Origin of the sequence: Meiothermus sp., assembly GCF_026004075.1 — a bacterium.
Classification (GTDB): domain Bacteria; phylum Deinococcota; class Deinococci; order Deinococcales; family Thermaceae; genus Meiothermus.
This window is the reverse complement of the sequence record NZ_BPIK01000002.1, coordinates 363,063-386,792: the sequence shown is the minus strand read 5'-3', so window position 1 is coordinate 386,792 and position 23,730 is coordinate 363,063. Positions and strand designations below refer to the sequence as shown.

Below are 23,730 nucleotides of genomic sequence, written 5' to 3'. Positions count from 1 at the left end.
ATTTATGGTGAGGCAGTAGCTGTTGCAACCTGCTTTGATGAGAGCTGGTTGCTATCGTTTTGGGCCTATGGATGCCCTGGAGGGTAGATGTTACAATCTGGATTGCTTGCCTGGGCAAGCCTTTCGCGCTCGTAGCTCAGTATGGATAGAGCAAAGGTTTCCTAAACCTTAGGTCGCAGGTTCGAGTCCTGCCGGGCGCACCAGTCTCAAGACATATCGTCCTCGGTAGCTGTTCCAGGCCAGCTCGGCAAACGCACATTTGCGGTTGACGATAGTCGTATGCCGCTACTGACTCTGTATTTGCTGAATGATGGAGCGGGCCAGGGTGGACTTCCCAGAACCCGACTTGCCTGTGATGAGTATACGCAAGGTTTGGCCGCTTAACTGTAGTTACACCAATCGCCTATTTTTTGATCCTAGTTGGGGCTTCGAAGTTTTTTTCGGCCAGAGTGGTATATTCCATTTGCACAATCGCGGAGGTAACCATTTGCTTGCGTGAAAGGCGGCTAAGAAAATTGATTGCCTCCGGCTCTTTGCGCCGGAGGGAAATAAAAAAGTTGGTGTCGAGCAGTATTTGTTTAGGGATTCGCATTGGAACGACGTATGGGGCGAACGGGGTGGTGGCCGGCATGGTGGTGGGTGCGACGGTGCGTGGGGGGTATTTGAAGCCAGAGCCTGCCGAGTCGTAGGCGTTTTTACCGTGGCTTGGTTTTCCGGGTGGGTTCGGCATTCCAGGGGTCTTCGGGCCAGGGGTGCTTGCTGTAGCGCCCGCGCAGCTCCTTACGCACCTCGAGGTAGGTGTTGTTCCAGAAGCTCTTGAGATCCTGGGTCACCTGGATGGGCCGCCCGGCGGGGGAGAGCAGGTGCAGCAAAACCGGGGTGCGTCCCTCGTTGACGGTGGGGGTATCGGCCAGTCCGAATAGCTCCTGTAGCTTGACCGCCAGCACCGGCGGGCTGCCATCGGGGCTGTAGGTGAGCTTGATTTTGGAGCCGCTGGGTACCTCGAGCCGCGTGGGAGCCAGGGCCTCCAGGCGGGCTGGGAGCGGCCAGGGTAAAAGCCCCTCCAGAATGCTCCCGAGCTCGAGCCGGCCGAAGTCCTCGCGGCGCGAGACCCCGTCCAGCCAGGGGGCCAGCCAGCCCTCGAGGGTCTCCAGCAGGTGGGCATCGGAGACATCGGGCCAGCCTTCCTGGGGTCGCCAACTGCGCAGGCTCAGCACGCGGGCCTGCCACTGGCGCAGCGCTTCCGTCCAGGGCAGAAGCCCCAAACCCTCGCTGCGAACGGCCCGACACAACACCTCGCGGCGCCTGGCGGGCTCGAGGCGGGCCAGGGGCTCTTTGGATAGCACCACCTCCCCAATCCGCAGCTCGCGCTGGGCCAGCAAAACCCCGTTGCGGGCATCCCAGGCGATATGCTCCACGGGACGGGCCAGGGGGGCCAGGTGCTCGGGCTCGACCGGTGCAGCCAGAAAGATGCGCCCTTCCTCCTGGCCAGCGTCCAGATGGGCCACCGCCAGCCAGGGGGTGCCGGCCAGGGGGTCGTCCTCGCCCAGCCGCACCCCGCGCCCCCCCGAGAGCCGGTAGCGCAGGCGGTCGCCTTCGCGCAGGTGGGCCAGGCGGTCGGGGTAGGCCTGGGCCACCAGCAGGCCCACCGTGTGCGGGTCGGGGGGGCGGTTGTCGGCCGTCACCCCCAGCCGTTTGCGCCACTCCTGGCTGAGACGCTCCACCCTGGACAGCACGCCGGTCTCGGCGCCGTGCAAAGCCTGCCGGGTCTGGCGCCAGTGCCGCAGGGCTTCGATGCGCAGGCCCAGGTCGGCCCCGGTTTCACGGGGCAGGGGGTCGCGCTCTTCCAGCAGCGCCGCCAGGTCGGCGGCGAGGGTGCCCTGCCCCAAAGCCAGGCCTTCCAGCAGCAAATGGGCCAGCCGGGGGTGGGTGGGCCACTCGAGCAGGGCCTTGCCCCGCTCGGTCAGGGTCGGGCCCTCCAGCGCCCCCAGGGCCTCGAGCAGATCGCGGGCCTGCCGGAGGGCCCCGGCGGGGGGCGGTGTGACCCAGTCTAGGGCGTAGGGATCCTGCACCCCCCAGCGGGCCAGCTCGAGCACCAGCGAGGCCAGGTCGGCTTCCAGAATCTCCGGTCGGCGCTGGGGCAGGAGCTGTGCATCGGTGGCCGGGCTCCACAGGCGGTAGCAGACCCCCGGCCCCAGGCGTCCGGCCCGCCCGGCCCGTTGCTGGGCGGCGTCGCGGGTGACCCGCACGGTGACCAGGCGGGTGAGGCCGCTTCGGGCCTCGAAGCGGGGGAGCCTCGAGTACCCCGAGTCCACCACCACCCGGATGCCCTCGATGGTCAGGCTGGTCTCGGCAATGGAGGTCGCCAGCACCACCTTGCGGCGCGCCGGATCGGGCAGGATGGCGGCCTGCTGGGCGGCCAGCGGCAGGTCGCCGTAGAGCGGGGTGATTTTTATCTCCGGGTGCCGCTCCATCAGCAGCCGCTCTACCCGGGCAATCTCGCCCACCCCCGGCAGAAAGACCAGCAGATCGCCCGCGTGCTCGGCCAGGGCCCGCGAGACCGCACCGGCCACCACCCCCGGCAGGGGGCCCTCGGGGTCTTTGGGCAGGTAGCGGATCTCTACCGGGTACTGCCGCCCTTCTGCCGTCAGGACAGGGGCCTGCAAAAACGTGCCCAGCCCCTCTGCGTCCAGGGTGGCCGACATCAGCAAGAGGCGCAGATCCGGGCGCAGAGCCTGCTGCACCTCGCGGCACAGCACCAGGCCCAGATCGGCCTGGAGGCTACGCTCGTGGAACTCGTCGAAGAGAATCAGCCCCACCCCCTCCAGGCTGGGATCCTGTTGCAGACGGCGGGTCAGGATGCCCTCGGTGAGCACCTCGATGCGGGTGGCAGGCCCCACCCGCCGCTCGAAGCGCACCTGGTAGCCCACGGTCTGGCCCACCGGCTCCCTCAACAGGTCGGCCATACGGGCCGCCACGTTGCGGGCGGCCAGGCGGCGGGGCTGTAGCATCCAGATCTTCTGGCCCTCGAGCCAGGGTTCCTTCAGCAGTTCCAGCGACAGCACCGTGCTCTTGCCCGCACCAGGCGGGGCTTGTAGGACGACCGTGCGGTGCGTGTCCAGAGCCTTTTGCAGCGCGGGTAAAACAGAATAGATGGGCAGACTGATATCGGACATGGCCCCAACTTCCCTGGTATTTTTGCACAGGCCCGGGTCAGCCAGGCTGCTACCCTGAGTACAAGATGCTCGGATTGATTTGGTTTCTATTCACGGTATTTGCGGCTTATATGGCCGCCCAGTTTGTACGGCAGCCCCGGTTCTGGCGCACCGATTCGCCGGCTTTGGGCGATGTGATTTCGGTTTGGCTGATTCTGACGCTGGTGTTAGCCGGTAGCCTGATGGGTCTAAGGGAGCTTCTGGCGTTGCTCTGGCCCCAGAGCCCGGCTTGGTTGAGTGCCCGCTAGCGCGTAACACCCCTAAGCCCTACACTGGCGGACTGAAGCTGCTCATGTCCTACAAGGCGCAGGCAATGTTTTTGACTAAGAGGTCTAAGAAACGCTCGAGGCCTTTTTGATGTCGAATTTCGACATGGCTACTGGCTTTTCTCCGCTATTTTTGATGGGTATGAGCAGAACCGAAGAATACTTGCCCTGGGCCGAGATATTCATCCAGGCCCGGCGGGTGGTAGCGGTGCGAATAGACACTGAACGCGGTGAGTACGCGGCCCTGAGTGAGACCGGCTCGAGCTTCTTCATCGAGCGGCTCGAGCAGGCCCAGGCCCTGCTACAGGTGTTGCAGGCGGCCGAGCGGCGCATCGAAAAGGTTTGATGCAAGTTTGGGTATGGGGGGCCTCTGACCGGGGCCTCCCACATTTTGTGGTTTGCTTCCAGCGTCCAAGTGTATGGGAAAATCGTAGAGGCTGGGATGAACGGCATGGAGATACTCGCGTACCTGGTGCTGGGCCTGACCTACCTGGGCCTGGGCCTGGGTTACTGGCCCGGCTACCGCATGAACCGGGCGGCCATCGCCCTTACTGGGGCGGCTTTCCTGATTGTGCTGGGCGTGCTCAACTTCGAGGAGGCCTGGCGGGCCCTCGAGCCCCATACCCTGGGGTTTTTGTTTGGGGTGATGGTGCTCAACACCCACCTGGCCTATGCGGGTTTTTTCCAGCTTACGCTGAATGGGCTGGTGCACCTGGCCCGCTCGCCGCTGGGCCTTTTGGTCTGGCTCACCTTTGGTACCGGCCTGCTGTCGGCGCTGTTCCTCAACGACACCATCGCCATCCTCTTTACCCCGCTGGTGCTGGCCCTCACCCGCACCCTGGGGCTGCCGCCCGTACCCTACCTGCTGGCCCTGGCCGGGGCCACCAACCTGGGCAGCGTGGCCACCCTCACTGGCAACCCCCAGAACATCGTGGTGGGAAGCCTGTCCAGGATTACCTACCTGGACTTTGCCGCAGCCCTGACCCCGGTGGCCCTGGTGGGCCTGGCGGTGCAGGTGGGGCTTTTGTACGCGCTGTATCCGGCGGTGCGCTCGAGGGCCCCCCTGCCGCCTTTGCCGCCCCTGCGCTTCCGCTTCAACCGGGCGCTTTTGTTCAAAGGGGCCTGGATTACCCTGGCCCTGCTGGCCGCCTTTGTGCTGGGCTACCCGCTGGCCCAGGCCGCCCTGATTGCCGCAGGGCTGTTGCTGTGGAGCCGCCGCATCCGCTCGGAGCGCTTTTTTATGCGGGTGGACTGGGAGCTATTGGTGATGTTCTCCGGGTTGTTCATGGTCACGGCAGCGGTCAAGAAGCTGGGCATCCTTGCCCTGCTGGAGCCCCTGGCCGCCACCGCCCCCGGCCTGGCGGGGGTAACGGTGCTGCTCTCCAACCTCATCTCCAACGTGCCGGCGGTGCTGCTGCTGTACCCCTTGATCCCGGCGGGGGATACCCAGGGCTGGCTGCTGCTGGCGGCGGCCTCCACCCTGGCGGGCAACCTGACCCTTTTGGGTTCGGTGGCCAACCTGATTGTGGCCGAGGCGGCCCGGCGCGAGGGCTACCACCTGAGCTTTGGGGAGCACCTGCGCTTTGGCCTGCCGCTCACGCTGATAACGTTGCTGGTGGCCTATGCCTGGATTTACCGTTAATGCCAAGTTTGTGTATGGATGACCCAAAAGGTTTAGAAAGAGACCCTCGCACGCGCCAGGTGGCGCGGCAAGTGAGTGGCGCTTCAAGCGCCACTCACGCGCAGATTTTATATCAACTCGAGCCCCGCTTAGAGGCCGTCGCCCAGGAAATAAGCGCCCCCACCCACGCCGACATCGGGGCCGACCACGCCCTGCTGCCGCGCTACCTGCTCCTGAGCGGACGGGTGCAAAGGGTGATAGTGGTGGAGAAGCACAGGGAGCCCTGGGAGAACTCGAGGCGGGCGCTGGAGGGCCTCTGCGCGGAGGTGCGGCTGGGCGACGGGCTGGGGCCTCTGGAACCGGGCGAGGCCGACTCGCTGAGCCTGTGCGGGATGGGGGCCCGGCTGATGGTCAAAATCCTCTCGGCCCACCCAGCCCGGCTACCGCCCCGCCTGGTACTCCAGCCCAACGACAGCGCCCTGCCCCTGCGCCGCTGGGCGCTGGAGGCCGGCTACGCCCTGGTCAAGGAGCAGATGGTGCAGGGTTTCTGGCGCTACAGCATCCTGACCCTGGTGCGGGGGCCCTGTACGGCCTACAGCGGGTTGCCGCTCGAGGCCGCCCTGCGCTACGGGCCGCTGCTGCTCAAGGCCCGGCATCCTTTGCTATGGGCCGAACTTCAGGAGAAGCAACAGCACCTGGCCGGGCTGCCCCCGGTAAAGCAAGTGCAGCAGGAGCGGGCCTACCTCGAGCAAGCCCTGGCGCTTTGGGAGCAGCGCCCTTAGTGCGGCAGGTGGCGTTGCATCAGGCCATACACATAGGTGCCCAGCAGCGCCCCCAGCAGAATTACCAGCGCCCCGGCATAGCCGCTGCCCAACAGCGCGTAGATGGGGCCGGGGCAGGCCCCCACCAGCCCCCAGCCCAGCCCAAACACCATCCCGCCCAGCAGGTAGCGATAGCGCCCCGGATCGGCGGGCCGCACGCGCAGGGGTTCGCCGTCCGGCGACTTCACCCCCAGTTTCCGCAGGAGCCAGAGCGAGAAGGCCGCGGTAACCACCGCACTGCCGATCACCCCGTACATGTGAAACGACTCGAAGCGGAACATCTCGTAGATGCGGTACCACGAGGCGATCTCGCTCCGGATCGCCACAAAACCAAAGAAAGCCCCGGCCAGCAGGTAGGGCAGATACGCCAGCAGGCCCAACGCGCCAGGGGTGCGGGCTTTGGTTTGCAGCTCGAACTCGTCACGAATCGGGAGCGCCATGCTTCACCTCAGGAGACCCAGGGCCCAGGGCAGGATGAAGTGGGCCGCGACCAGGCCACCGGCAAAAAAGCCCAGGGTTGCCAGCAGCGAGGGAAGTTGCAGCGCGGCCAGGCCTGTAATGGAGTGGCCCGAAGTGCACCCCGCCGCCCAGCGGGCCCCAAAGCCAATCAAAAAGCCGCCCAGGAGCAAAAACAAGAATCCCACCGGGCTCAACACTGCCTGCCAGGAGAACAATTCCTTGGGCAGAAAACCCGAATCCGCCGAGACCCCCATCTGCTGGAGCGCCCCCGCGGTCTGGGGATTAAGCTGCACCGGGTTGGGGTTGGCCAGGAGCACCCCCGCCACCAACCCCCCCAGCACGATGCCCAGCACGAAGGCCAGGTTCCAGCTTTCGGCCCGCCAGTCGTACCGGAAGAAGGGCAGCCGGCTGCCCAGCGCCGCGCACACATGCCGCAGCGAGGAGGAGATGCCAAAGCGCCGGTTGCCAACGAGGAGCAGCAGGGGTACGGTCAGGCCAATTAGGGGGCCGGCCACGTACCAGGGCCAGGGTTGTGTGAGCCAGTCCATAGGTCTCTATCATGAAATAAAAGCTGATAAAGATTGTAAACTAATCCGCAAAAAGAGCGCCTCGAGCCCTTTGGCAGCTCGAGGCACCGAAAAACTAGATTCGGCAGTTCGAGAGCACCACCTGCCCCCGCACGATCAGGCGGCCCAGCTGCCCAATCTCCCAGGTGTAGATGTTGTTGGAATAGACCAGCTCCGCGCCGCTGCGCACCAGGGGCAGGGTCTGGAAGGCCCCGTCGTAGAACAGGCGCACCTGGTTGCTGCTGATGTAGTTGACCACCAGCGTACCACCCTGGCAGGTGTAGGTGAAGGAGCCCGAGGGCGGGCGCACCGGCTGCACCGGCTGCACGGGTTGCACCGGCTGGACGGGCGGAGGGGGTGGCGCAATGCTGACCAGGTTGACGGTCAGGCGCGTGGTGCGGCCCGCCTGAATGGTAACCAGCGTGCGGAAGGGGCTGAACCCGCTGCGGCGCAACTCCACCGTGTAGCTACCGGGGTTGAGGGTGAGGTTGAGGGGGGTGTTGCCCACCACCCGGCCGTTCACCAGCACCTGGGCCCCCCTGGGGTTGCTGTCCACGGCCAGCACGCCGGTGGGTGGTGGGGTGGCTACGAGCGTCAGGTTGAGCCGGGTGACCTGGCCGGCCTGGATGGTAAAGGCCGTGCGCAGGGGGTTATAGCCGCTGCGACGGAGCTCGAGGTTGTACGTACCCGGCAGCAGCTCGAGGGTGAGGGGGGTGTTGCCCACCAGGCGCCCGTTGATGAGCGCCTGAGCCCCGCTGGGGCTGCTGTTCAGCGACAGGGTGCCGGTGCTGGGGGGGGGGCGGGGGCAGTTGCCCGGCAATGTAATAGGCCTCATCGGTCACCCAGTCGTTGGTGGGGATGGGCGTGACCACAATCGAGAGGGCCCGGGCCAGGTTGCCCTCGCCCTGGATGCGGGCCCGCCCGGTCTGGATGTCCACAATCTCCGAAACATCCAGCGGGCGGCGGCTGGCCACAGCCAGCACCCTGTCCTGCCCCGCCGGGCCTTCCACCGTAAAGGTGTAGGGGGCCCCAAGGCCGGGGAAAGTGCGCACCTCGCCAGCCTGCAGGAAGTTTTGCTGCTCGAAGGCGTTGGGCAGAATCCCACTAATCTCGCCGGTGGCCCGCACGCTAAAGAGGTATACGAAGGCCGGCTGGGTCACCTGCACCGAGATCTGGATGGGCTCGCCAAACTGATAGACCGGGTTGCCGGTTTTGTTGGGGTCTTTGTCTACCCAGACCCGCACCTGTAGGTCGGGGGGCGGGGCAGGGTTCACAATGATGCTCTTGGGTGTGAGGGCCTGGCCCAGTGCCAGCCCCAATAAAGTTAGAATTCCAAGCAGGTATCGCATATTTGACCCCCTACAGGGCGCAGTTGCTCAGCACCACCTGGCCCCGCACCGTAAGGGTGCCACGGCTGCCCGTCCACTCCCAGGTGTAGGCCCCACCGGCCCCGCCGCTAAACAGCAGGGTCGGGCTGCGCCGCACCAGGCTCAGGCTCTGGAAAGCACCGTCGTAGAAAAGCCGCAGGTTGTTGCTGTCGAGGTAGTTCACCACCAGCGTGCCCCCACTGCAACGGTAGGTAAAGCTGCCGGGGCCGGGCGTCACAATGCTGGGCTGTACCGGTGTAACAGGCTGCACCGGCTGCACGGGTCGCCGGGGCTCGTCCTCTTCCACCAGAAGGATGCACGAGGAGAGGGCAAAAGCCAGCAAAAGAAGCAGAAGCGGGCGAAGCATAGTCAGACTTCCTTTCTAGGGGCAGTTAGCGTAGGTGTCGTAGGTGTAGGTTCCGCTGTAAGTTACTCCAGCGGTGCTAACCACTTCGACGGTTACCTCAGTCTCCCCGTTCTTGGAGGTGGGTGGGGGATTGGTGGTGACGGGCGGTGGAAGGGTGGGCGTCACTACAATTGAAAATGGTTGCAGGCTTTGCGGAATACCTGTCTGACCGAAGGTCAGTTTACCCACAAAGGTGTACCTTCCATTCGAGTAGGTCAAATCCGCTTTCGGACGAGGCTCCACCAAGGTTCTTCCTGATATGTTCCCTCGATAAATTTCGGTAATGCTCTGAATGCGGTCGGGGTCGGGTGCCCGGAAGCTATAGCGTATGTAGGAGTCCTGATTGGTGCAGAAAACGTAGGCTCCATCGGAGGTTCGACGCCAGTTGCTGTCGAAGCGGAAGTCGGATGCCGGTAAACCCACCACAATAATGCAGCTCGAGAGCACCAGGGGTAGCAGGAGCAACAGCCAGGGTAATTTTCTCATGCCTCGAGCCTAGCACAAGCCCCTCCCTGTGCCTAGTTGTAGACACGCTGTCTTAAGCGAAATTAATCAAACTTCCTACAAACTTCCTACAGAACGGATTTTTTGCAAGTTTTACAAAATTGCTGACTAAACTGAAAGGTTACGCCAGCAGGATGGGACGCTCGAGGTAGTAGGCCACGCGCTCCAGGAGCTTTCCGGCCTGGTCGGCTTGCATATCACCGGAAAGCGAGAGCAAAGCATGGCCGCCGCTGGCCCGGCCCAGGGTGAGGGTGGAGAGGCCAGGAAAGATGACCTGGTCGAAGGCGCTGTCCGCCAGCGAGAGCACCACCAGCCCTTCGGCGGGTTCAGAGGCCATACGCAAGGAGTCCAGCGCGCCGCGCAACGACTGGGAGGGGGCTACCCGCAGGCTTTTGAGCTCGTTGCCCTCGAGGTGGCCTTTGGTGGGGCGCAGGGGTGTTTGAGTGTCGGACAGGGCTTTGTCGGCGGCGCGGTACAGCAGGGCGTCGAGTCCTACTTCCATATGCCAGGCCTCGCTCAGGGTCTGGGCAGCGTCCTGTGCTGGCCCAATTTCAACCAGGCGCTGCCAGGCCTGAACCCGCAACACTGGGGTGCTGGGAGCAGGGGATACGGGGGCCGCCACGGGCTCAGGTTCGGGCGGTGTCAACGGTTCTGCGGGTGGAGTAGGTGAGAGAGCAGGAGGGGTCTCCACCGGAGCCTGGAATTCAGGTGTAGGTGGGAGCTCTGGTTCAGCCAGGGGGGGTTCGGGGGCATTGGTGAAGCTCATGCCTGCTGCCAGGGGTTCGGGTGCAGGGGCAGGAATCTCGGGGGCAGTCAGGATTTCCTGAGTCTCCCAGATGAGCTTGTTGGTACTGCTGGAGGGCTCGAGGTCGGCCTCGGTGGGCAGGGGGGGCAGGCTGGCCAGTTCGGGATTGACCTCCGTTGCCGGGTCTGTGAGGTTGGGGAAGGGCTCGGGTTCATCCCACTGGAGGGTGGAGAGGGGTTCGGAGGCTACCAGCGGCTCGGGTTCTTCGAAGTTGGGCACGATTTCGGGCTCGGGGGCCAGGGTGGGGGCTTCCTCGAAGGCAGCTGCAGCCGGAGGTACCTGAGGAGGTATGGTGTCGAGGTCGATATCAAACTCGATGTCTTCCAGGGTGGGCAGGGCCGATGCTGGCGGCTGGGGTGGGACAGTGGGGCTCGAGGGAACCAGATCGCCGAGCTGTACCCCCTCTTTTTGTAAAGCGGCTTGAGCCTGGGCCATGTCGGGCACGGCGCCAGGGGGAGGGGCTACTTCCTCGGGGGTAGGGGGCAGGTTGACCTCACCGGCCATTACCCTTGCCAGAAAGGCTAAAATATCCCGCTCTACTACCGTGCCGTCGGGGCCGGTGCCCTTAATTTGGTGCCAATCTATGCCGTTTTCTTCCGCCAGACGACGGGCCAGCGGTGTGATTTTGACTTCGCTCATGCTTTTTACATCATAGCGCAGAAGTGGCGATTTTACGTGCATATTCGCCCAATGGTCTGCGGATGGGCTAAATTGCCCTACTTTGTGGGCTATTCGAGCCTCGCAGCTCTGAGAATGTTTTCGCCTCCGGTATAACGTTGAGGTATGGAAAGTCGCTTTGCTTCTTTGCTGGTGCAGTACTGTCTGGATCTACAGCCGGGCCAGACCGTGCTGATTGAAGCCGAACCCGCAGCGCTACCTTTGCTCGAGGCCCTGCAGGAGGTGGTTTTACAACATGGCGCCTATCCCATCGTGCAGCTTTTCCCGGCGGCGGTCTCGAGGCCTTTTTTCGAATGGGGCGAGGCCTGGCTGGATCAGCCGCCGCTACCCCAGATGCGCCTTATGGAACAAGTAGATGCCAGCCTGCGCATCGAGAGCGCCCTGAACCCGCTCGAGCTTAGCGAGGTACCTCCAGCCCGCATGGCCCGCTTTGAAGCCGGGTGGCGGACTTACAAACGAGCACGGGCCCGCAGGCGCTGGTGCCTGACCCTGTACCCTACTGCCGGCTATGCCCAGCAGGCGGGCATGTCTACCGCTGCTTTTCGGGCCTTTGTCGAACGGGCCTTGTACCTCGACCGCCCCGATCCCATTGCCGCCTGGCACGAACTTTCGGCTTTCCAGGCTGCTCTTATAGAGCGGCTGCAAAAGGTAAAAGAACTCCGCATTCAGACTGACGAAACCGACCTGCGCTTATTGGTGGAAGGGCGCACCTGGATCAACTCCGACGGTAAGCGCAATATGCCCAGTGGCGAGGTGTTTACCGGCCCGCTCGAGGCCTCAGTGGAGGGCCAGGTACACTTCAACCTGCCGGTAGTGGTATCGGGGCAGCGGGTGGAGGGGGTGCGCTTATTTTTTCGGGAAGGGCGGGTAGTAGAGGCCAGCGCTCAGACTGGGGAGGAATACCTGCTACGAATGCTCGAGGCCGACCCTGGGGCTCGCCGCCTGGGCGAGGTTGGTATCGGTACCAACTTTGGCATCAGCCGCCCTACCGGCCTTATTCTCTTCGATGAAAAAATTGGCGGTACAGCGCATCTGGCCCTGGGTCAGAGCTATCCCGAGACCGGCGGAACCAACACCTCCTCGATTCACTGGGACTTAATTCTGGATCTGCGCCAAGGAGGACGCCTTTTGGTTGATGGCGAGGTGCTGCAGGAGAACGGGCGCTTTGTAGGGTTGTAGATCAGAACTTCCGTGGCTCCCCCTAAGTTTGCTGCCACGCAGTTTATGTAAAGCGAGATCCCGACTGCTGGCTTGCCGAAGAAGTTGTGTCGAAAAAAAGCCGCCCAACTGGGCGGCTATTCGCTAACAGAGAAGGGTTAGGCTTTTTCCTTGTCTTCTTCCAGGGTAAGCTGGCTCAAGAGGTCGCCAAACACATCACCTAGCTTGACATTGGTATTGGAAGCAGTGGCTACGCTGGGGTCGTAATTGGTGTAGGCGGCTGCCCCACCACCCATGCCATAGTCGTAGTCGCGGTCGCGGTTGCGCCCTTCGCGGGGGCCACCCTTGCCTTTCCGTTTGGGACGCTCGCCTTCCTTGCCTTCGCGGCGGCCTTTGCGGCCCTCACCTTCCTCGCTGCTGGGAACGCCGACGGCCTGGGGAGGCGGGGTTAGGAGACGTTTGCGCGAGAGGCTAATACGCTGCTCCACCGGGTCAATTTGCAGGATGGCGGCCTCAACCTCGTCGCCCTTCTTGAACATCTCGGAGGGCTTCTCAACGCGCTCGTAGGCCAGTTCGGAGACGTGAATTAGGCCTTCGATACCCGGCTCGATCTCCACGAATACACCAAAGTCGGTAAGGCCTGTCACCTTGCCCTTAACCGGAGTACCGGGAGGGTAACGGTCAGGCAGGCTCTTCCAAGGGTCGGGCTGGGTCTGCTTTAAGCCCAGCGAGAGCCGGCGCTCCTCTGGGTCGATGCGCAGAACCTGGGCCTCTACTTCCTGCCCTTCCTTCAAGATTTCGCCGGGGTGCTTGGGACGCTTGGTCCAGGAGAGTTCGCTGATGTGAATCAGACCTTCCAACCCAGGCTCCACCTCTACAAAAGCCCCAAACTGGGTCAGGCCCACTACCTTGCCGGTGAGTTTGGAACCGATGGGATGCTTTTCCGAAACGGTCAACCAGGGGTCTTCGGTCAGGGCTTTCATCGAAAGGTTGACGCGCTCACGCTCGGTATCTACCGATAGCACCTTGGCCTTGACGGTCTGGCCTTTTTGCACCACGTCCTTTGGATGATTGAAACGACCCCAGGTAATCTCGCTGCGGTGTACCAGGCCGTCCACACCGCCTAGGGCTACGAACACGCCGAACTCGGTGACCTCAACAACCTGGCCCTCGACGATATCGCCTTCCTTCAGGCTGGCGAGTATCTGGCTACGGGCCGCCTTTTGCTCGGCTTCCAACACTGTGCGGCGCGATAGGATGATGCGGCCCTTTTTGCGATTGAGTTCGATGATTTTGACCAGGAAGCTCTGGCCCACATACTCGTCAAGGTCTGGGGTGCGCTTCAGGTCTACTTGGCTGGCAGGCAGGAAGGCGCGGATGCCCTCGATGGTCGCCACCAGACCCCCTTTGACCTTTTCCTTAACCTGCACCATCACCGGCTCGCCCTGCTCATAGAGGGCCTGAATCTTGACCCAGCTCTGGTCGGCTTCGGCTCGCTTTTTGGAGAGCACCACCTGGCCGTTCTCGAGGTCGGCCCGCACCACGTAGGCGGTAACGGTATCGCCTGGCTTGAGAAGATTCTTGAGCTCCTCTTCGGGCAGGTTTTCCTCGGTGAGCTGGTTGAGCGGGATAATGGCTTCGGTGCGCGCCCCGATGTCTACCATAACGCCGTCGTTGGTGACGAACACCACCGTGCCGGTGACAATCTGGCCGCGCTGGACGGTCTTCTCGAGCCGAGCCTCTGCATCTTGCAGGGCCTGCTCCATGCTAAAAACTTGGGGTTCTTTTCCAGTTTCCACTGGAGTCTGGGTAGCTTGGTCTTCCATTCGCCTGTTTCCTCTCTGCCTTTGCCGTTCATCGCGCCAAAATCCCGCCCAGATCACTCTGGGGCTGGGTTTTCGATAGTCTGCGCGATGGGTTGTCTCCCCAGGGATACTAAACCCTATGTTGAGACATACCTGTCATTTATAGCATAGCAGCTCGCGTTTGTCCAACGCGACACAACCCTACGGCAAGAGCAGGCATTCAGTCTGGAGCAGGCTTTCTGTTAAAGTCGGTGCCCCTCGGGTGCATGGCCTTCTACCCAATGCGAGCCATCGGGCAGAAATTCTTTCTTCCAAACCGGCAGGATTTGTTTGACCCGCTCAATGGCATAGCGGCAAGCCTCGAAGGCCTCCGGGCGGTGAGGCGACGAGACCACGATTAAGATAGAGCCCTCGCTGGGCATTATCCGCCCTAATCGGTGCCACAGGGCCACCCGACCCAGCACCCAGCGTGCGCGCATCTCGGCAATAATTTGCTGCATGACCTTTTCGGCCATACCGGGGTAGGCTTCGTACTCCAGATGGGTAACCGCCAGGCCTTTGTTGGGACTGCGCGTAGTGCCCAGAAAGCTGATCACTGCTCCGTAAGGGTCGCCCGAGGCCCAGTCGACCCAGGGCTGTACAGCCAGAGCCTCGTAGGTTAGGCCAAAGCTGTCGATATCGGCAGATGTTTCTGCAGGCGCCGAGGCGCCGCCTGAAACAGGCGGTAGGAAGGCCAGCTCGTCACCATCCTGCAAGAGGTCGCCGGGTTGCGCGAGCTGCTCGTTGATGGCGGCCAGCCCGCCGGAGAGTTGCAGGGGAAACTGGGCTTCCAGCAAGGCTTTGGCATCGGCCACGGTAGAGCCTTCCGGCAGCTCGAGCTGTAGCCGAGCCTGCCCTGCTTGCTCACGGAAAAGAGCGAAAAGCAACACATGTACGCGCATACAAAAGATTGTCCTGGATTAGGGCCTGGGTGTCCATAAGCTTTGATCAAGGCTTGCCCATATATACCTGACTCATGGTGAAGGCTACCGATAGGGCTCTTTCGTAGCGCATACGCAACGGCCCAAGGAGCGTAAGCTCACCGATCTGGTCGTTGACCCTGATACCCGCCTGTACCAGCGAAAGCCCCTCGTCCTCACCTACCCGAACGTTCAGGCCTCCCGGAGGGGTAAAGGTGAGGTCGCTGGGAGCCTCGAACACCGCAATAGCCTGCCGCAAAAACAAAGGGTTTTGGGCTTCGGGTTCACTGAGCAGTAGCCCCATTCCCTCGCGGTACTCCTCCTGGCTGCCCTGAGCAAAGGCTCTTGCAATAGACTCGTAAAGCTCCATCATGGCGGGCGTACTGGCTTTAATTGGCTCACTTGCTTTGTACAGGCGCTGCTCGGCTTCGTTGAGCTGGGCTTCAGTGGGTGTAAAGGACAGCTCGATTCGGGCTTCGCGCACCCGCCCACCTTCCAGCACCGCCACGGCCAGCACCTTGCCAGATGTCAGGTTGGAAAGGTGCACTTGTAACAGCTTGGGTGCACGCTGGGGCCTCAGCCGCAGCATGGCGGGGTAGCCAGCAAGTTTAGAAGCTACCTGCACGAGCAGGGTTTCTCGCCTTGGGCCGGCATCCTCGAGCACTTGGGCCAGCTTTTCCAGGGTGGCCTGGGGTAAGGGACTGGGGGGCAGTTTGGAGAGTGCATAGTGGCGGAATCCGGCCCGGGTGGGCACACGGCCTGCCGAGGTGTGGGGCTTACCGATTAGGCCTCGCTGCTCGAGTTCAATCAGCTCGTACCGCACGGTGGCAGGCGAAAGCGACAACTGCTGGGCCAGTACCCCCGAAGGCACGGGGGCCTGGGTCTGGATATAACTATCCACCAGAAGATGCAGAATGCGCCGCTGCCGCTCGGTCATATTCAGCTTCTAGTTTAGAACTAAACCGGCTTCTGGGGGTATCACCGATTGCATTGTGGGCAGATTACAGTCCCGCGAGTTATGCAGACTTGAATTTCGTAAAAAATCGAACACATGTCGAAAAATACTTCGATATCTTATGATATACGCACAAATAAATGGCAAATTGTAATCAAAAAAATGAACATTTGTCACAAAAAGTATTGACAATTTGCACAGACCACCACTAGCCTTTTGCTCAGGAGGTGAAGTGTTAATGAAGAGCCTTCGACTGCCACTGTTCCTGTTGACCCTGCTGGGCGGCTTGGCTTTTGCCGAAGATCCTGAGTTCAGCGCTGCCGACACAGGCTGGATGTTGGTAGCTACCGGTCTGGTTTTGCTGATGACGCCGGCGCTGGCTTTCTTTTATGGTGGGATGGTTCGTTCCAAGAACGCCCTCAACACCATGATGATGAGCTTCTCGGCGCTGGGTTTTGTAGCTGTGACCTGGGCCTTGCTGGGTTACACCCTGGCTCTTTCGGGAGACGGCAACTTTATCGGTGACCTGCGCTATTTGTTCTTGAACAACGTGGGTATGGAGAACAGGGGGGCGATTGTTTCCATCACCATCCCCCACATGCTCTGGATGATCTTCCAGGGTACTTTTGCCATCATCACTGCCGCCCTGATATCGGGTGCGGTGGTCGAGCGGATGCGCTTCTCAGCTTTTTTGCTGTTCATCACCCTTTGGAGCCTCGCTGTTTATGCTCCCCTGGCCAAGTGGGTCTGGGGAGGTGGCTTCCTGGCCGATCTGGGTGCTTGGGACTTCGCTGGCGGGACGGTGGTTCACATTAACGCTGGGTTTGCTGCGGTGGTAGCGGCCCTGGTGCTGGGGGCCCGTAAAGATTTTGGCCGACAGGCCATTCTGCCCCACAATGTGCCCTTCGTCTTGCTGGGTGCGGCGTTGTTGTGGTTTGGTTGGTTTGGCTTTAACGCAGGGAGCGCCTGGGCGGCCAGTGCGACAGCCGGGCTGGCCATGACCAACACTATTCTGGCCCCTGCTGCAACCATTGTGATGTGGTCGTTAATTGACCTGATGCGCACAGGGCGGGTGACCGCTGTAGGGCTTGCTACTGCGATTGTAGTGGGATTGGTGGTAATTACTCCTGCGGCCGCTTTTGTTTCCCCCTTGTTTGCCATGGTTATGGGTGCAATAGGGGCCTTCCCCAGCTACTACGTGCTGCTATGGCGGGCTAGGAGCGGCATGGACGACTCACTCGATGTGTTCGCGGCACATGGTGTAGGAGGCATAACAGGGGCTATTTTGACCGGGGTGTTTGCCCAAAAGTCGGTTAATGGCCTGTTTGATGGCCTGATTGCGGGCAATCCGGCCCAAGTACTGATTCAGGCATTTGCTGTGCTGATTGCTATGATCTACAGCGGTACCATTACCTTCTTGCTGCTTAAGCTGGTTGGTGCCATGATTCCGCTCAAAGCTACGGCCAAGGAAGAAGGTGTGGGCATGGACATTACGCAGCACGGCGAAGAAGCCTACACCAGCGGCGAGGGTGCGATTTTACTCAAGAGTGAGACCCCTGTGCCGGCGGCTAAACCCAAGCCAGCAGGTGGCACCGACTAAAGGAGGGCGTGATGAAACTAATTGTTGCTATCATCCGGAGCGAGAAGCTCAACGATGTTCTGGAAGCCCTCTTTAAGGCCGAGGTGCGGGGCCTGTCGATTAGCCGCATCCAGGGCCATGGTGGCGAGACCGAACGGGTTGAGACCTACCGAGGCACTACTGTCAAGATGGAGCTTTCGGAGAAAGTGCGGCTGGAAATCGGCGTTTCGGATCACTTTGTTGAGCCTACAGTGCAGGCCATCCTGTCCAGCGCACGTACCGGTGAGGTGGGCGATGGCAAAATTTTCGTGCTGCCAGTGGAAAAGGTCTACCGCATTCGCACTGGCGAGCAAGATACCGCTGCTGTTACACCGGTTTCTTAGAGATCTTCTGCCATTTTAGCCAGGTGGTATCCACCTGGCTTTTATTTGTGTCGATCTAATTCAGCCACCGGCTGCGCTGGTACGGGCAGCGGGCCATCTCTGGACATTTGCGTCTCCCCTGGCGCAGTGCACTAATTTCGGCGGGGTTGAGCACATCCTTGCAGACCGGGCATTTCTCGATGGCTTTGCGCGGTCGGGCCAGCCATCGAGCCGGCCATACCCCTCGCAGCACCCGAAAAAGGAAATAGACGACCAGGCCGAACAAAAGCGCAGTAACCAAGATGTCCATTGGGATAATTGTATCCTACCCGGCGTCATACGCATTCCTGCTTTCTTCGGTCGGCTTGAACACCTCACCTTTGATTACATCCAAAGGTAAAGGGTTCAAGCGGAACTGGTATCAAAAGCACGCCTCCAATTGCGGCATCCGCCCTTGTCCTCTTGTGAAGGAAGGAGCATATTGGGGCAGTTTGGGGTCGTTGCGATTTATGTTTGCCCGCCTTGCCCAGTTCGTCACCCGCTATCCTGTCCAGGTCATCCTCGTTTGGGTTGTGTTGGTATTGCTGGCCATCCCGGCCGCCCGTTTGGCCCCACAAAACCTGGCCGCCAACGCCAGCAATGTGAAGAACAGCGAAGCCCAAAAGGTGCTGCAAATCTTGTCGGATCAATTCTTTCAAGAGCCTGTAGACCGCACGGTGCTGGTGAGCGAGTCCAGCCTTCCCGAGAACGACCCCCGTTTCCGGCAGGTCTACAACCAGCTCATAGCCCGAATCGAGGGCCTCGAGGGTGTGCTTCGCCTGAGCCGCTACGATGCGCCCAGCCCGCTACAGCAACAAAGCCAGGACGGCAAAATAACCGCCACCCTGCTGGACACGCGCCTGGAGAACGGCGAGGCCGTCATCGAGGCCTTGAGGCGTGAAGCTAAAGCCGCCCAGACGCCCGAAATTCGCTTCTATGTCACCGGGGCCACCGCCGTCACCAAGGACTTTTTGCACCTGCTGGAGGCCGATGTCAAGCGCAGCGAGCTGATGGCCCTGCCTTTAACCGGGCTGGTGCTGCTCCTGGCCTTTGGTGCCCTGGTGGCGGCCGGGCTGCCCCTTCTGGTGGGGGTGGTGGCCATCACCACCGGCCTGGCCTGTTTGTTTTTCTTGACGCTTGTGGGCGAGGTGAGCAGTTTTGCGCTTTCGGTGATTACCATGCTTTCGCTGGGGGCCGGCATCGATTACGCCTTGCTGATGGTCAATCGCTTCCGCGAGGAACTGGCCGCGGGCCGCACGGCGCAGGCCGCCGCAGCCATCACCGCCCAGACCGCCGGCCGTACGGTGGCCTCGAGCGGTCTGGTGGTGGCGATTGCCATGGGGGCCATGCTGGTGCCCGACCTGACCTTCATCCGCTCGATGGGGGTGGGCGGGGTGATGTCCATTACCCTGACGGTGCTGGCCTCCATCACCCTGCTTCCGGCCATTCTGGCTTTGCTGGGCGAGCGGGTTAACGCGCCGCGCCGCTGGGCCTTCAAACCTACCAGCAGTGGAAAGGTCAGCCCCTTCTGGGGTCGTTGGGCCAGCACGGTGATGCAGCGCCCCTGGATGTGGTCGTTTGGGGTGGCGGGGTTGCTTCTGGCGCTGGCCTGGCCGGCCACCCAGATGAAGCTGGGCTACACCGGCGCGTTTGGACTGGGCCCCAGTGTGGAGTCGCGCAAGGGCCTGGAGCTCATCCGGCAGCTCGAGCTTGGGGGGGCGCTGGATGCCTTCGAGGTGCTGCTCGACCTGGGCGAGGAGGGCTTTACCCCCCAAAACCGGGCCCGCTGGCGGGCGCTCGAGCAGCGTATTTCGGCCTGGCCGGAGGTGCGGCTGGTGGTCTCGCCCTTCCTGGCGGGCAGGCTGGAAGGCCAGGGCGGGTTTGCCGAGCTGGTGGGTCTTACCAACCAGTACATCAGCCAGAACCGCCAGTACCTGCGTCTCACCGTAATCCCCAAGGATGCCGTCCAGGCCCCCAGCATCCCCGAATGGTATGCCCGTCTCAAGCAGGAAGCGCAGCAGGCCGGGTTTCAGCGGGTGCTGCTGGGCGGTGCCCCCATTGGCTCGATGGAGTTCACCCAGGCCCTGGTGGGGGCCATGCCCGCCGCCATCGGGACGGTTTTTGTGGCTACCTTCCTTTTGCTGGCCGTGGCCTTCCGTAGCCTGATCATCCCCCTCAAGTCCATCCTGATGAACACCCTTACGGTGGGGGCGGCCTACGGTCTCGTAACCCTGGTGTTTCAGGAGGGGTTTGCGGCGGGGCTGGTGGGCGCGCCCACCGATGTAGGGGGCATTGACAGCTCGCTCCCAATCCTGATGTTTGCGGTGATTTTTGGGCTTTCCATGGACTATGAGATATTTCTGCTCTCCCGCGTGCAGGAGGCCCATCTGGCCGGGCTGGACACCCCCCAGGCCGTGCGGTTTGCCCTCGAGCGCACCGCCGGGGTGATTAGCAGCGCCGCCCTGATCATGATTATCGTGTTCTCGGCCTTTGTGGTGGGGCAGGTGGTAGCCAACAAGACCATCGGTCTGGGGCTGGCGGTGGCGGTGTTTCTGGATGCCACCCTGGTGCGGCTGGTGCTGGTGCCAGCGGTGCTGGTGCTGGCGGGCCGGTGGAACTGGTGGCTGCCCGAGCCGCTCCGGCGGGTCATGCCTCAGGTGCGGCTCGAGCCGTAGTCGCTTCCGGTCTTATAGGCATTCCGGCAGTATCGTTCACTTTGGAAAGCCTAAACGATACTGCCGAAATGCCTTTCTACTCCCTTCGGTCGGCTTGAATCCTTCACCTTATGACTACGCATGACGGTGAAGGATTCAAGCGGAAACGGTATTAGCGCTCCTGGGCCAGGTAACGCTCGAAGGCCAGCAGGGCCGGGTGGAGCGCTTTCAGGGGCATAACCCCCAGCTTGACCAAAGCCCCCCCGCCCCGGGCCCCCAGCGGCTTGAGCACCTCCTCCCAGATGGTTTGCAGGTCTTCGTTGCGGCTGGGGTGCTTGAGCAGAACGTAGCGGGCCTTGTCCTCGGCCTGGGCCACCAGCAGGGCCAGCACCCCCGGCCACTCGGCCAGGCGCTTGCCCACCATGTCCAGCACGATGTGGGGTACCTGGGCGGCCATGGTCAGGTTGGGAAAACCGGCCAGCAGGTCGCGCATGATGCGCTCGGCCAGCTCGTCCTTGAGCGCGGCGTTTTCGGCCCGTGCCCTGCGCCACTCATCCTGCAAGTTGCCAATGGGCTTTTCGAGCTCGAGGGGGCTCGAGCTAAACCGTTCGCCCAGACGGGAGAGCAGGCGGTGTTCCTGGTCGAAGAGCTCGAGGGCCTCCCAGCCGGCCGAAAAGTAGACGCGTGTGCCGCCTTTGTAGCGTTCGAACCGGGTTATTTTGATGGGGCCGGCCTCGCCGGTGTGGGCCACGTGCAGACCACCGCAGGCCACCTTGTCCCAGCCTTCGATCTCCACCACCCGGATGATACCGGCCACCTTGGGGGCGCGGCGCAGGCCGTGGGCCGGGGCTTCTGCGTCGTTGATGAAGTAGGTTCGTACCGCTGTGTTGGCATATACCGCCCAGTTGGCCAGGGCCTCGGCCTGGCGGATCACCGCTTCGTCGGGGGCGCCGTCGAAGTCCATGGTGCAGACCGGGTTGCTCATATTGACGGCCACCACGTTCCAGCCTGCGGCCCGCAAAAAGGCCTGGCCCAGCATGTGCTCGGCGGTGTGGCGTTGCATGTGCCGGTAGCGACGGGCCCAGTCGAGCTGGCCCACCACGCGCTGCCCCTCCAAGAGGGGGCTTTCCAGCCGGTGGATCACCGGGCCGGTGGCCTTGGCGTCCTCGAGCACCTCCAGCACCGCAACCCCCCCCAGGCGGCCCGTATCACAGGCCTGGCCGCCCGAGGTGGGGTAGAAGAGGGTCTGGTCGAGCACCGCGTAGTGCTTCCCGCCCTCGCTCCAGGCCCGCACCACCTGGGCCTCGAACTCGCTTTGGTAGGGGTGATCCCAGTAAGCGCGCACTTCGACAGCTTACCCAAAAACCTCAGGCCCCGCCCAGATTGGGCTTGACCTTGGGCACAACGCGTGGGGGCTCTTTTTCTTCCTTGTCTTTGGGGGGCTCGCCGACAGGCTCGAGGCTTTCCAGCTCTTCGCCTTCCACCACCCGCACGAACTCCTCGGCATTCAGGGTCTCGCGCTCCAGAAGCGTCCGTGCGACGCGCTCGAGCAGCTCCCGTTTCTCGGTCAGCAGGCCCAGCACCCGGTCGTGCTGCTCTTGCAACAGCTTTTGCACGGCCTCGTCAATGCGCCGGGCGGTGTCTTCGGAGTACTGGCGGGTGTCGTAGCCGCCCAGATAGGTGTCCTCGCGCACCTGGTAAGCTACCATGCCAAAGTCGGGGTGCATCCCCCACTCGGTAATCATGCGCCGGGCCAGGTCGGTGGCCTGGCGGAAGTCGTTCTCGGCCCCGGTGGTCACATCGTCGAAAATGAGTTCCTCGGCCACCCGGCCTGCCAGCGCCACGGCAATCTGATCGGTCAGGCGCTTTTTGCTCCAGTGCAGGGTGTCCTGGCGGCTGGGCATCATGAAGCCCATGGCCCGTCCGCGCGGAACGATGGTCACCTTGTGCACGTTGTCGGCGTGCTCGAGGAAGTGCGCTGCCAGCGCGTGCCCCGCCTCGTGGTAGGCGGTGACCTCGCGGTCTTTTTGGGTGATCACCATGCTCTTTTTGGCAGGGCCCATAATCACCCGGTCGGCGGCTTCCTCCAGATCTTTCATGGTGATTTTTTTGCGGCCATCGCGGGCGGCCAGCAGGGCCGCTTCGTTGAGCAGGTTTTCCAGATCGGCTCCCACAAAGCCGGGGGTGCGCTTGGCCAGCAGGGCCAGATCCACATCCTCGGCCAGGGGCTTGCCCTTGGCATGAATCTTAAGGATTTGCTCACGCCCTTTCACATCAGGGGCATCAATGGCCACCTGACGGTCGAAGCGGCCCGGACGCAAGAGGGCCGGGTCGAGCACATCCGGGCGGTTGGTGGCCGCCATGATGATGATGCTGGTTTCTTTCTCGAAGCCGTCCAGCTCGACCAGCAGTTGGTTGAGGGTTTGTTCGCGCTCGTCGTTGCCGCCGCCTACGCCGCCGCCGCGCCGGCGGCCCACCGCGTCAATTTCATCTATGAAGATGATGCAGGGTGCGTGGCGCTTGGCGGTCTCAAACAGGTCGCGCACCCGGGCGGCCCCCACCCCCACGAACATCTCCACAAAGTCGGAGCCCGAGGCTGCAATAAAGGGCACCTTGGCCTCGCCGGCCACCGCCCGCGCAATGTGGGTCTTGCCCGAGCCGGGCGGCCCCACCAGCAGCACCCCTTTGGGGATGCGGGCCCCCATCTCGTGAAAGCGGGCCGGGGCTTTGAGAAACTCGACGATTTCTCTCAGCTCCTCTTTGGCCTCCTCGCAGCCAGCTACATCTTTGAAGCTGGTTTTGGGGGCCTCGGTTAGCACCTTGGCCCGGCTCTTGGTGAAACTGAAGGCGTTGTCGCCCGAAGGGCCCCGGTTGCGCGAGAAGAAGAAGAAAACGCCGATCAGCAAACCAATTAAGAGCAGAGGAATGAGGAAGCCAAGCAAGGGGTTTTCCCGTCTGGGCGCAGCTATTTCCACCTGGATTTTTTTGTCGCCCCACTCGCGGATGGTACTGGTATCGATGGGGCCTGGCGCAAAGGTGACGTACTGATCGCCGTCTTCGCGCCGGGTTATGTTGAGCTGCCGCCCATCCACCACAATTTTGGCTACCCGCCCCTGGTCAATTTCATTAAGAAAAGTTGTATAGGCAATCTGATTGGTGGGTTGCTGGCTGGAGGTTAGGCTAAAGGCCCAGGCAACCAGAATAGCTGCAAACAAGATAAACCATAAGTTGAACGGCAGGCGGTTCATTGTTTTTTTAGCGTACACCGATTTGTGGGTACAAAGGTAGTTAAAAGAACGGATTCAGATAAAGGCGGATTACTTTTCCGCTAGACCAATGTGGTCGGGTGCTTCATACTGGATTGGGGCCTTTGGCAACCGACACCTGATATGGTCGTGTCTCACACGGTGCGGGCGCGGCTACAATTACAAACTTGATAACACCACACTCAACTCTATTGACTATATTGATAATAAGAGCTATCATGTATTTCAGTGAGCCGTGCTTAGTG

24 protein-coding genes and 1 tRNA gene are annotated in these 23,730 nt (G+C 62.0%); 9 read left to right on the top strand and 16 right to left on the bottom strand.

Going from position 1 to position 23,730, the window contains the following annotated elements; genetic code table 11:
• The first annotated feature begins 125 nt into the window (after nt 1-125).
• Nucleotides 126-203: transfer RNA gene (locus Q0X18_RS14245), tRNA-Arg, on the top strand.
• Between the two features lie 82 nt (nt 204-285).
• Here the strand turns inward: Q0X18_RS14245 and Q0X18_RS14240 are convergent.
• The 3 genes from Q0X18_RS14240 to hrpB all read right to left on the bottom strand — a co-directional run bounded on the left by Q0X18_RS14240 (nt 286) and on the right by hrpB (nt 3,176).
• Nucleotides 286-369, bottom strand: a complete 84-nt coding sequence (locus Q0X18_RS14240) for an ATP-binding cassette domain-containing protein (protein ID WP_297564005.1) — start codon at nt 367-369, stop codon at nt 286-288.
• Nucleotides 370-403: 34 nt separating this feature from the next.
• Nucleotides 404-592: a type II toxin-antitoxin system VapC family toxin gene (locus Q0X18_RS16200; RefSeq protein WP_374707540.1), complete on the bottom strand. Its 189-nt coding sequence runs from the start codon at nt 590-592 to the stop codon at nt 404-406.
• Between the two features lie 103 nt (nt 593-695).
• Nucleotides 696-3,176: an ATP-dependent helicase HrpB gene (gene hrpB / locus Q0X18_RS14235; RefSeq protein WP_297563542.1), complete on the bottom strand. Its 2,481-nt coding sequence runs from the start codon at nt 3,174-3,176 to the stop codon at nt 696-698.
• A 65-nt stretch (nt 3,177-3,241) separates the two neighbouring features.
• Between hrpB and Q0X18_RS14230 the strand changes: the two genes are divergently transcribed.
• The 4 genes from Q0X18_RS14230 (at nt 3,242) to Q0X18_RS14215 (ending at nt 5,884) form a co-directional block, all read left to right on the top strand.
• Nucleotides 3,242-3,463: a hypothetical protein gene (locus Q0X18_RS14230; protein ID WP_297563541.1), complete on the top strand. Its 222-nt coding sequence runs from the start codon at nt 3,242-3,244 to the stop codon at nt 3,461-3,463.
• A 160-nt stretch (nt 3,464-3,623) separates the two neighbouring features.
• Nucleotides 3,624-3,827 carry a hypothetical protein gene (locus Q0X18_RS14225; RefSeq protein WP_297563540.1) on the top strand — a complete coding sequence of 68 codons (204 nt, stop codon included), beginning with the start codon at nt 3,624-3,626 and terminating at the stop codon, nt 3,825-3,827.
• Nucleotides 3,828-3,932: 105 nt separating this feature from the next.
• A complete protein-coding gene (locus tag Q0X18_RS14220; RefSeq protein WP_297563539.1) occupies nt 3,933-5,123 on the top strand; it encodes an anion transporter in 1,191 nt (396 codons plus the stop codon).
• A gap of 71 nt (nt 5,124-5,194) precedes the next feature.
• Complete coding sequence (locus tag Q0X18_RS14215; protein ID WP_297563538.1) at nt 5,195-5,884, top strand: class I SAM-dependent methyltransferase; 690 nt, start codon at nt 5,195-5,197, stop codon at nt 5,882-5,884.
• Here the strand turns inward: Q0X18_RS14215 and Q0X18_RS14210 are convergent.
• The 7 genes from Q0X18_RS14210 to Q0X18_RS14180 form a co-directional block, all read right to left on the bottom strand.
• Entirely contained in the window at nt 5,881-6,363 is a 483-nt protein-coding gene (locus Q0X18_RS14210) for a DUF6691 family protein (RefSeq protein ID WP_297563537.1), read from the bottom strand. The genes Q0X18_RS14215 and Q0X18_RS14210 overlap by 4 nt on opposite strands.
• Nucleotides 6,364-6,366: 3 nt before the next feature.
• Nucleotides 6,367-6,930, bottom strand: coding sequence for a YeeE/YedE family protein (locus tag Q0X18_RS14205; RefSeq protein WP_297563536.1), 564 nt, complete (start codon nt 6,928-6,930; stop codon nt 6,367-6,369).
• A 94-nt stretch (nt 6,931-7,024) separates the two neighbouring features.
• The gene (locus Q0X18_RS14200) at nt 7,025-7,672 is read right to left on the bottom strand and encodes a PEGA domain-containing protein (protein ID WP_297564004.1); all 648 of its coding nucleotides are present in this window, start codon (nt 7,670-7,672) and stop codon (nt 7,025-7,027) included.
• Nucleotides 7,599-8,297: a DUF4384 domain-containing protein gene (locus Q0X18_RS14195; RefSeq protein ID WP_297563535.1), complete on the bottom strand. Its 699-nt coding sequence runs from the start codon at nt 8,295-8,297 to the stop codon at nt 7,599-7,601. The genes Q0X18_RS14200 and Q0X18_RS14195 overlap by 74 nt, the downstream gene beginning before the upstream one ends.
• Before the next feature lie 10 nt (nt 8,298-8,307).
• Nucleotides 8,308-8,682: a hypothetical protein gene (locus tag Q0X18_RS14190; RefSeq protein ID WP_036199965.1), complete on the bottom strand. Its 375-nt coding sequence runs from the start codon at nt 8,680-8,682 to the stop codon at nt 8,308-8,310.
• Between the two features lie 15 nt (nt 8,683-8,697).
• Complete coding sequence (locus Q0X18_RS14185; RefSeq protein WP_297563534.1) at nt 8,698-9,207, bottom strand: hypothetical protein; 510 nt, start codon at nt 9,205-9,207, stop codon at nt 8,698-8,700.
• Nucleotides 9,208-9,346: 139 nt separating this feature from the next.
• Nucleotides 9,347-10,669 (bottom strand): E3 binding domain-containing protein, encoded by a 1,323-nt coding sequence (locus Q0X18_RS14180; protein WP_297563533.1) that lies wholly within the window; start codon nt 10,667-10,669, stop codon nt 9,347-9,349.
• Nucleotides 10,670-10,813: 144 nt separating this feature from the next.
• Between Q0X18_RS14180 and Q0X18_RS14175 the strand changes: the two genes are divergently transcribed.
• On the top strand, nt 10,814-11,887 hold the full coding sequence (locus Q0X18_RS14175) for an aminopeptidase (protein ID WP_297563532.1): 1,074 nt from the start codon (nt 10,814-10,816) through the stop codon (nt 11,885-11,887).
• Nucleotides 11,888-12,024: 137 nt separating this feature from the next.
• On the opposite strand, the gene Q0X18_RS14170 is transcribed toward Q0X18_RS14175, so the two are convergent.
• From Q0X18_RS14170 to Q0X18_RS14160, 3 genes are all read right to left on the bottom strand, one after another.
• Complete coding sequence (locus tag Q0X18_RS14170) at nt 12,025-13,692, bottom strand: 30S ribosomal protein S1 (RefSeq protein WP_297563531.1); 1,668 nt, start codon at nt 13,690-13,692, stop codon at nt 12,025-12,027.
• A gap of 221 nt (nt 13,693-13,913) precedes the next feature.
• Nucleotides 13,914-14,612, bottom strand: coding sequence for a molybdenum cofactor biosynthesis protein MoaE (locus tag Q0X18_RS14165; RefSeq protein WP_297563530.1), 699 nt, complete (start codon nt 14,610-14,612; stop codon nt 13,914-13,916).
• A 46-nt stretch (nt 14,613-14,658) separates the two neighbouring features.
• Nucleotides 14,659-15,567 carry an HrcA family transcriptional regulator gene (locus Q0X18_RS14160; protein ID WP_297563529.1) on the bottom strand — a complete coding sequence of 303 codons (909 nt, stop codon included), beginning with the start codon at nt 15,565-15,567 and terminating at the stop codon, nt 14,659-14,661.
• Between the two features lie 256 nt (nt 15,568-15,823).
• On the opposite strand from Q0X18_RS14160, the gene Q0X18_RS14155 reads away from it, so the two are divergent.
• Nucleotides 15,824-17,185 carry an ammonium transporter gene (locus Q0X18_RS14155; protein ID WP_297563528.1) on the top strand — a complete coding sequence of 454 codons (1,362 nt, stop codon included), beginning with the start codon at nt 15,824-15,826 and terminating at the stop codon, nt 17,183-17,185.
• A gap of 11 nt (nt 17,186-17,196) precedes the next feature.
• Nucleotides 17,197-17,547 carry a P-II family nitrogen regulator gene (locus Q0X18_RS14150; protein WP_297563527.1) on the top strand — a complete coding sequence of 117 codons (351 nt, stop codon included), beginning with the start codon at nt 17,197-17,199 and terminating at the stop codon, nt 17,545-17,547.
• 55 nt (nt 17,548-17,602) lie between these two features.
• Here the strand turns inward: Q0X18_RS14150 and Q0X18_RS14145 are convergent, their stop codons facing one another.
• On the bottom strand, nt 17,603-17,836 hold the full coding sequence (locus tag Q0X18_RS14145; protein WP_297563526.1) for a hypothetical protein: 234 nt from the start codon (nt 17,834-17,836) through the stop codon (nt 17,603-17,605).
• A gap of 199 nt (nt 17,837-18,035) precedes the next feature.
• Here Q0X18_RS14145 and Q0X18_RS14140 point away from each other — a divergent pair, with 199 nt between their 5' ends.
• Nucleotides 18,036-20,240, top strand: coding sequence for an MMPL family transporter (locus Q0X18_RS14140; RefSeq protein WP_297563525.1), 2,205 nt, complete (start codon nt 18,036-18,038; stop codon nt 20,238-20,240).
• 151 nt (nt 20,241-20,391) lie between these two features.
• Here the strand turns inward: Q0X18_RS14140 and Q0X18_RS14135 are convergent, their stop codons facing one another.
• Both Q0X18_RS14135 and ftsH read right to left on the bottom strand, forming a co-directional pair.
• Nucleotides 20,392-21,564, bottom strand: coding sequence for an alanyl-tRNA editing protein (locus Q0X18_RS14135; protein WP_297563524.1), 1,173 nt, complete (start codon nt 21,562-21,564; stop codon nt 20,392-20,394).
• Between the two features lie 22 nt (nt 21,565-21,586).
• Nucleotides 21,587-23,467 carry an ATP-dependent zinc metalloprotease FtsH gene (gene ftsH / locus Q0X18_RS14130; protein WP_297563523.1) on the bottom strand — a complete coding sequence of 627 codons (1,881 nt, stop codon included), beginning with the start codon at nt 23,465-23,467 and terminating at the stop codon, nt 21,587-21,589.
• Nucleotides 23,468-23,730 lie beyond the last annotated feature (263 nt).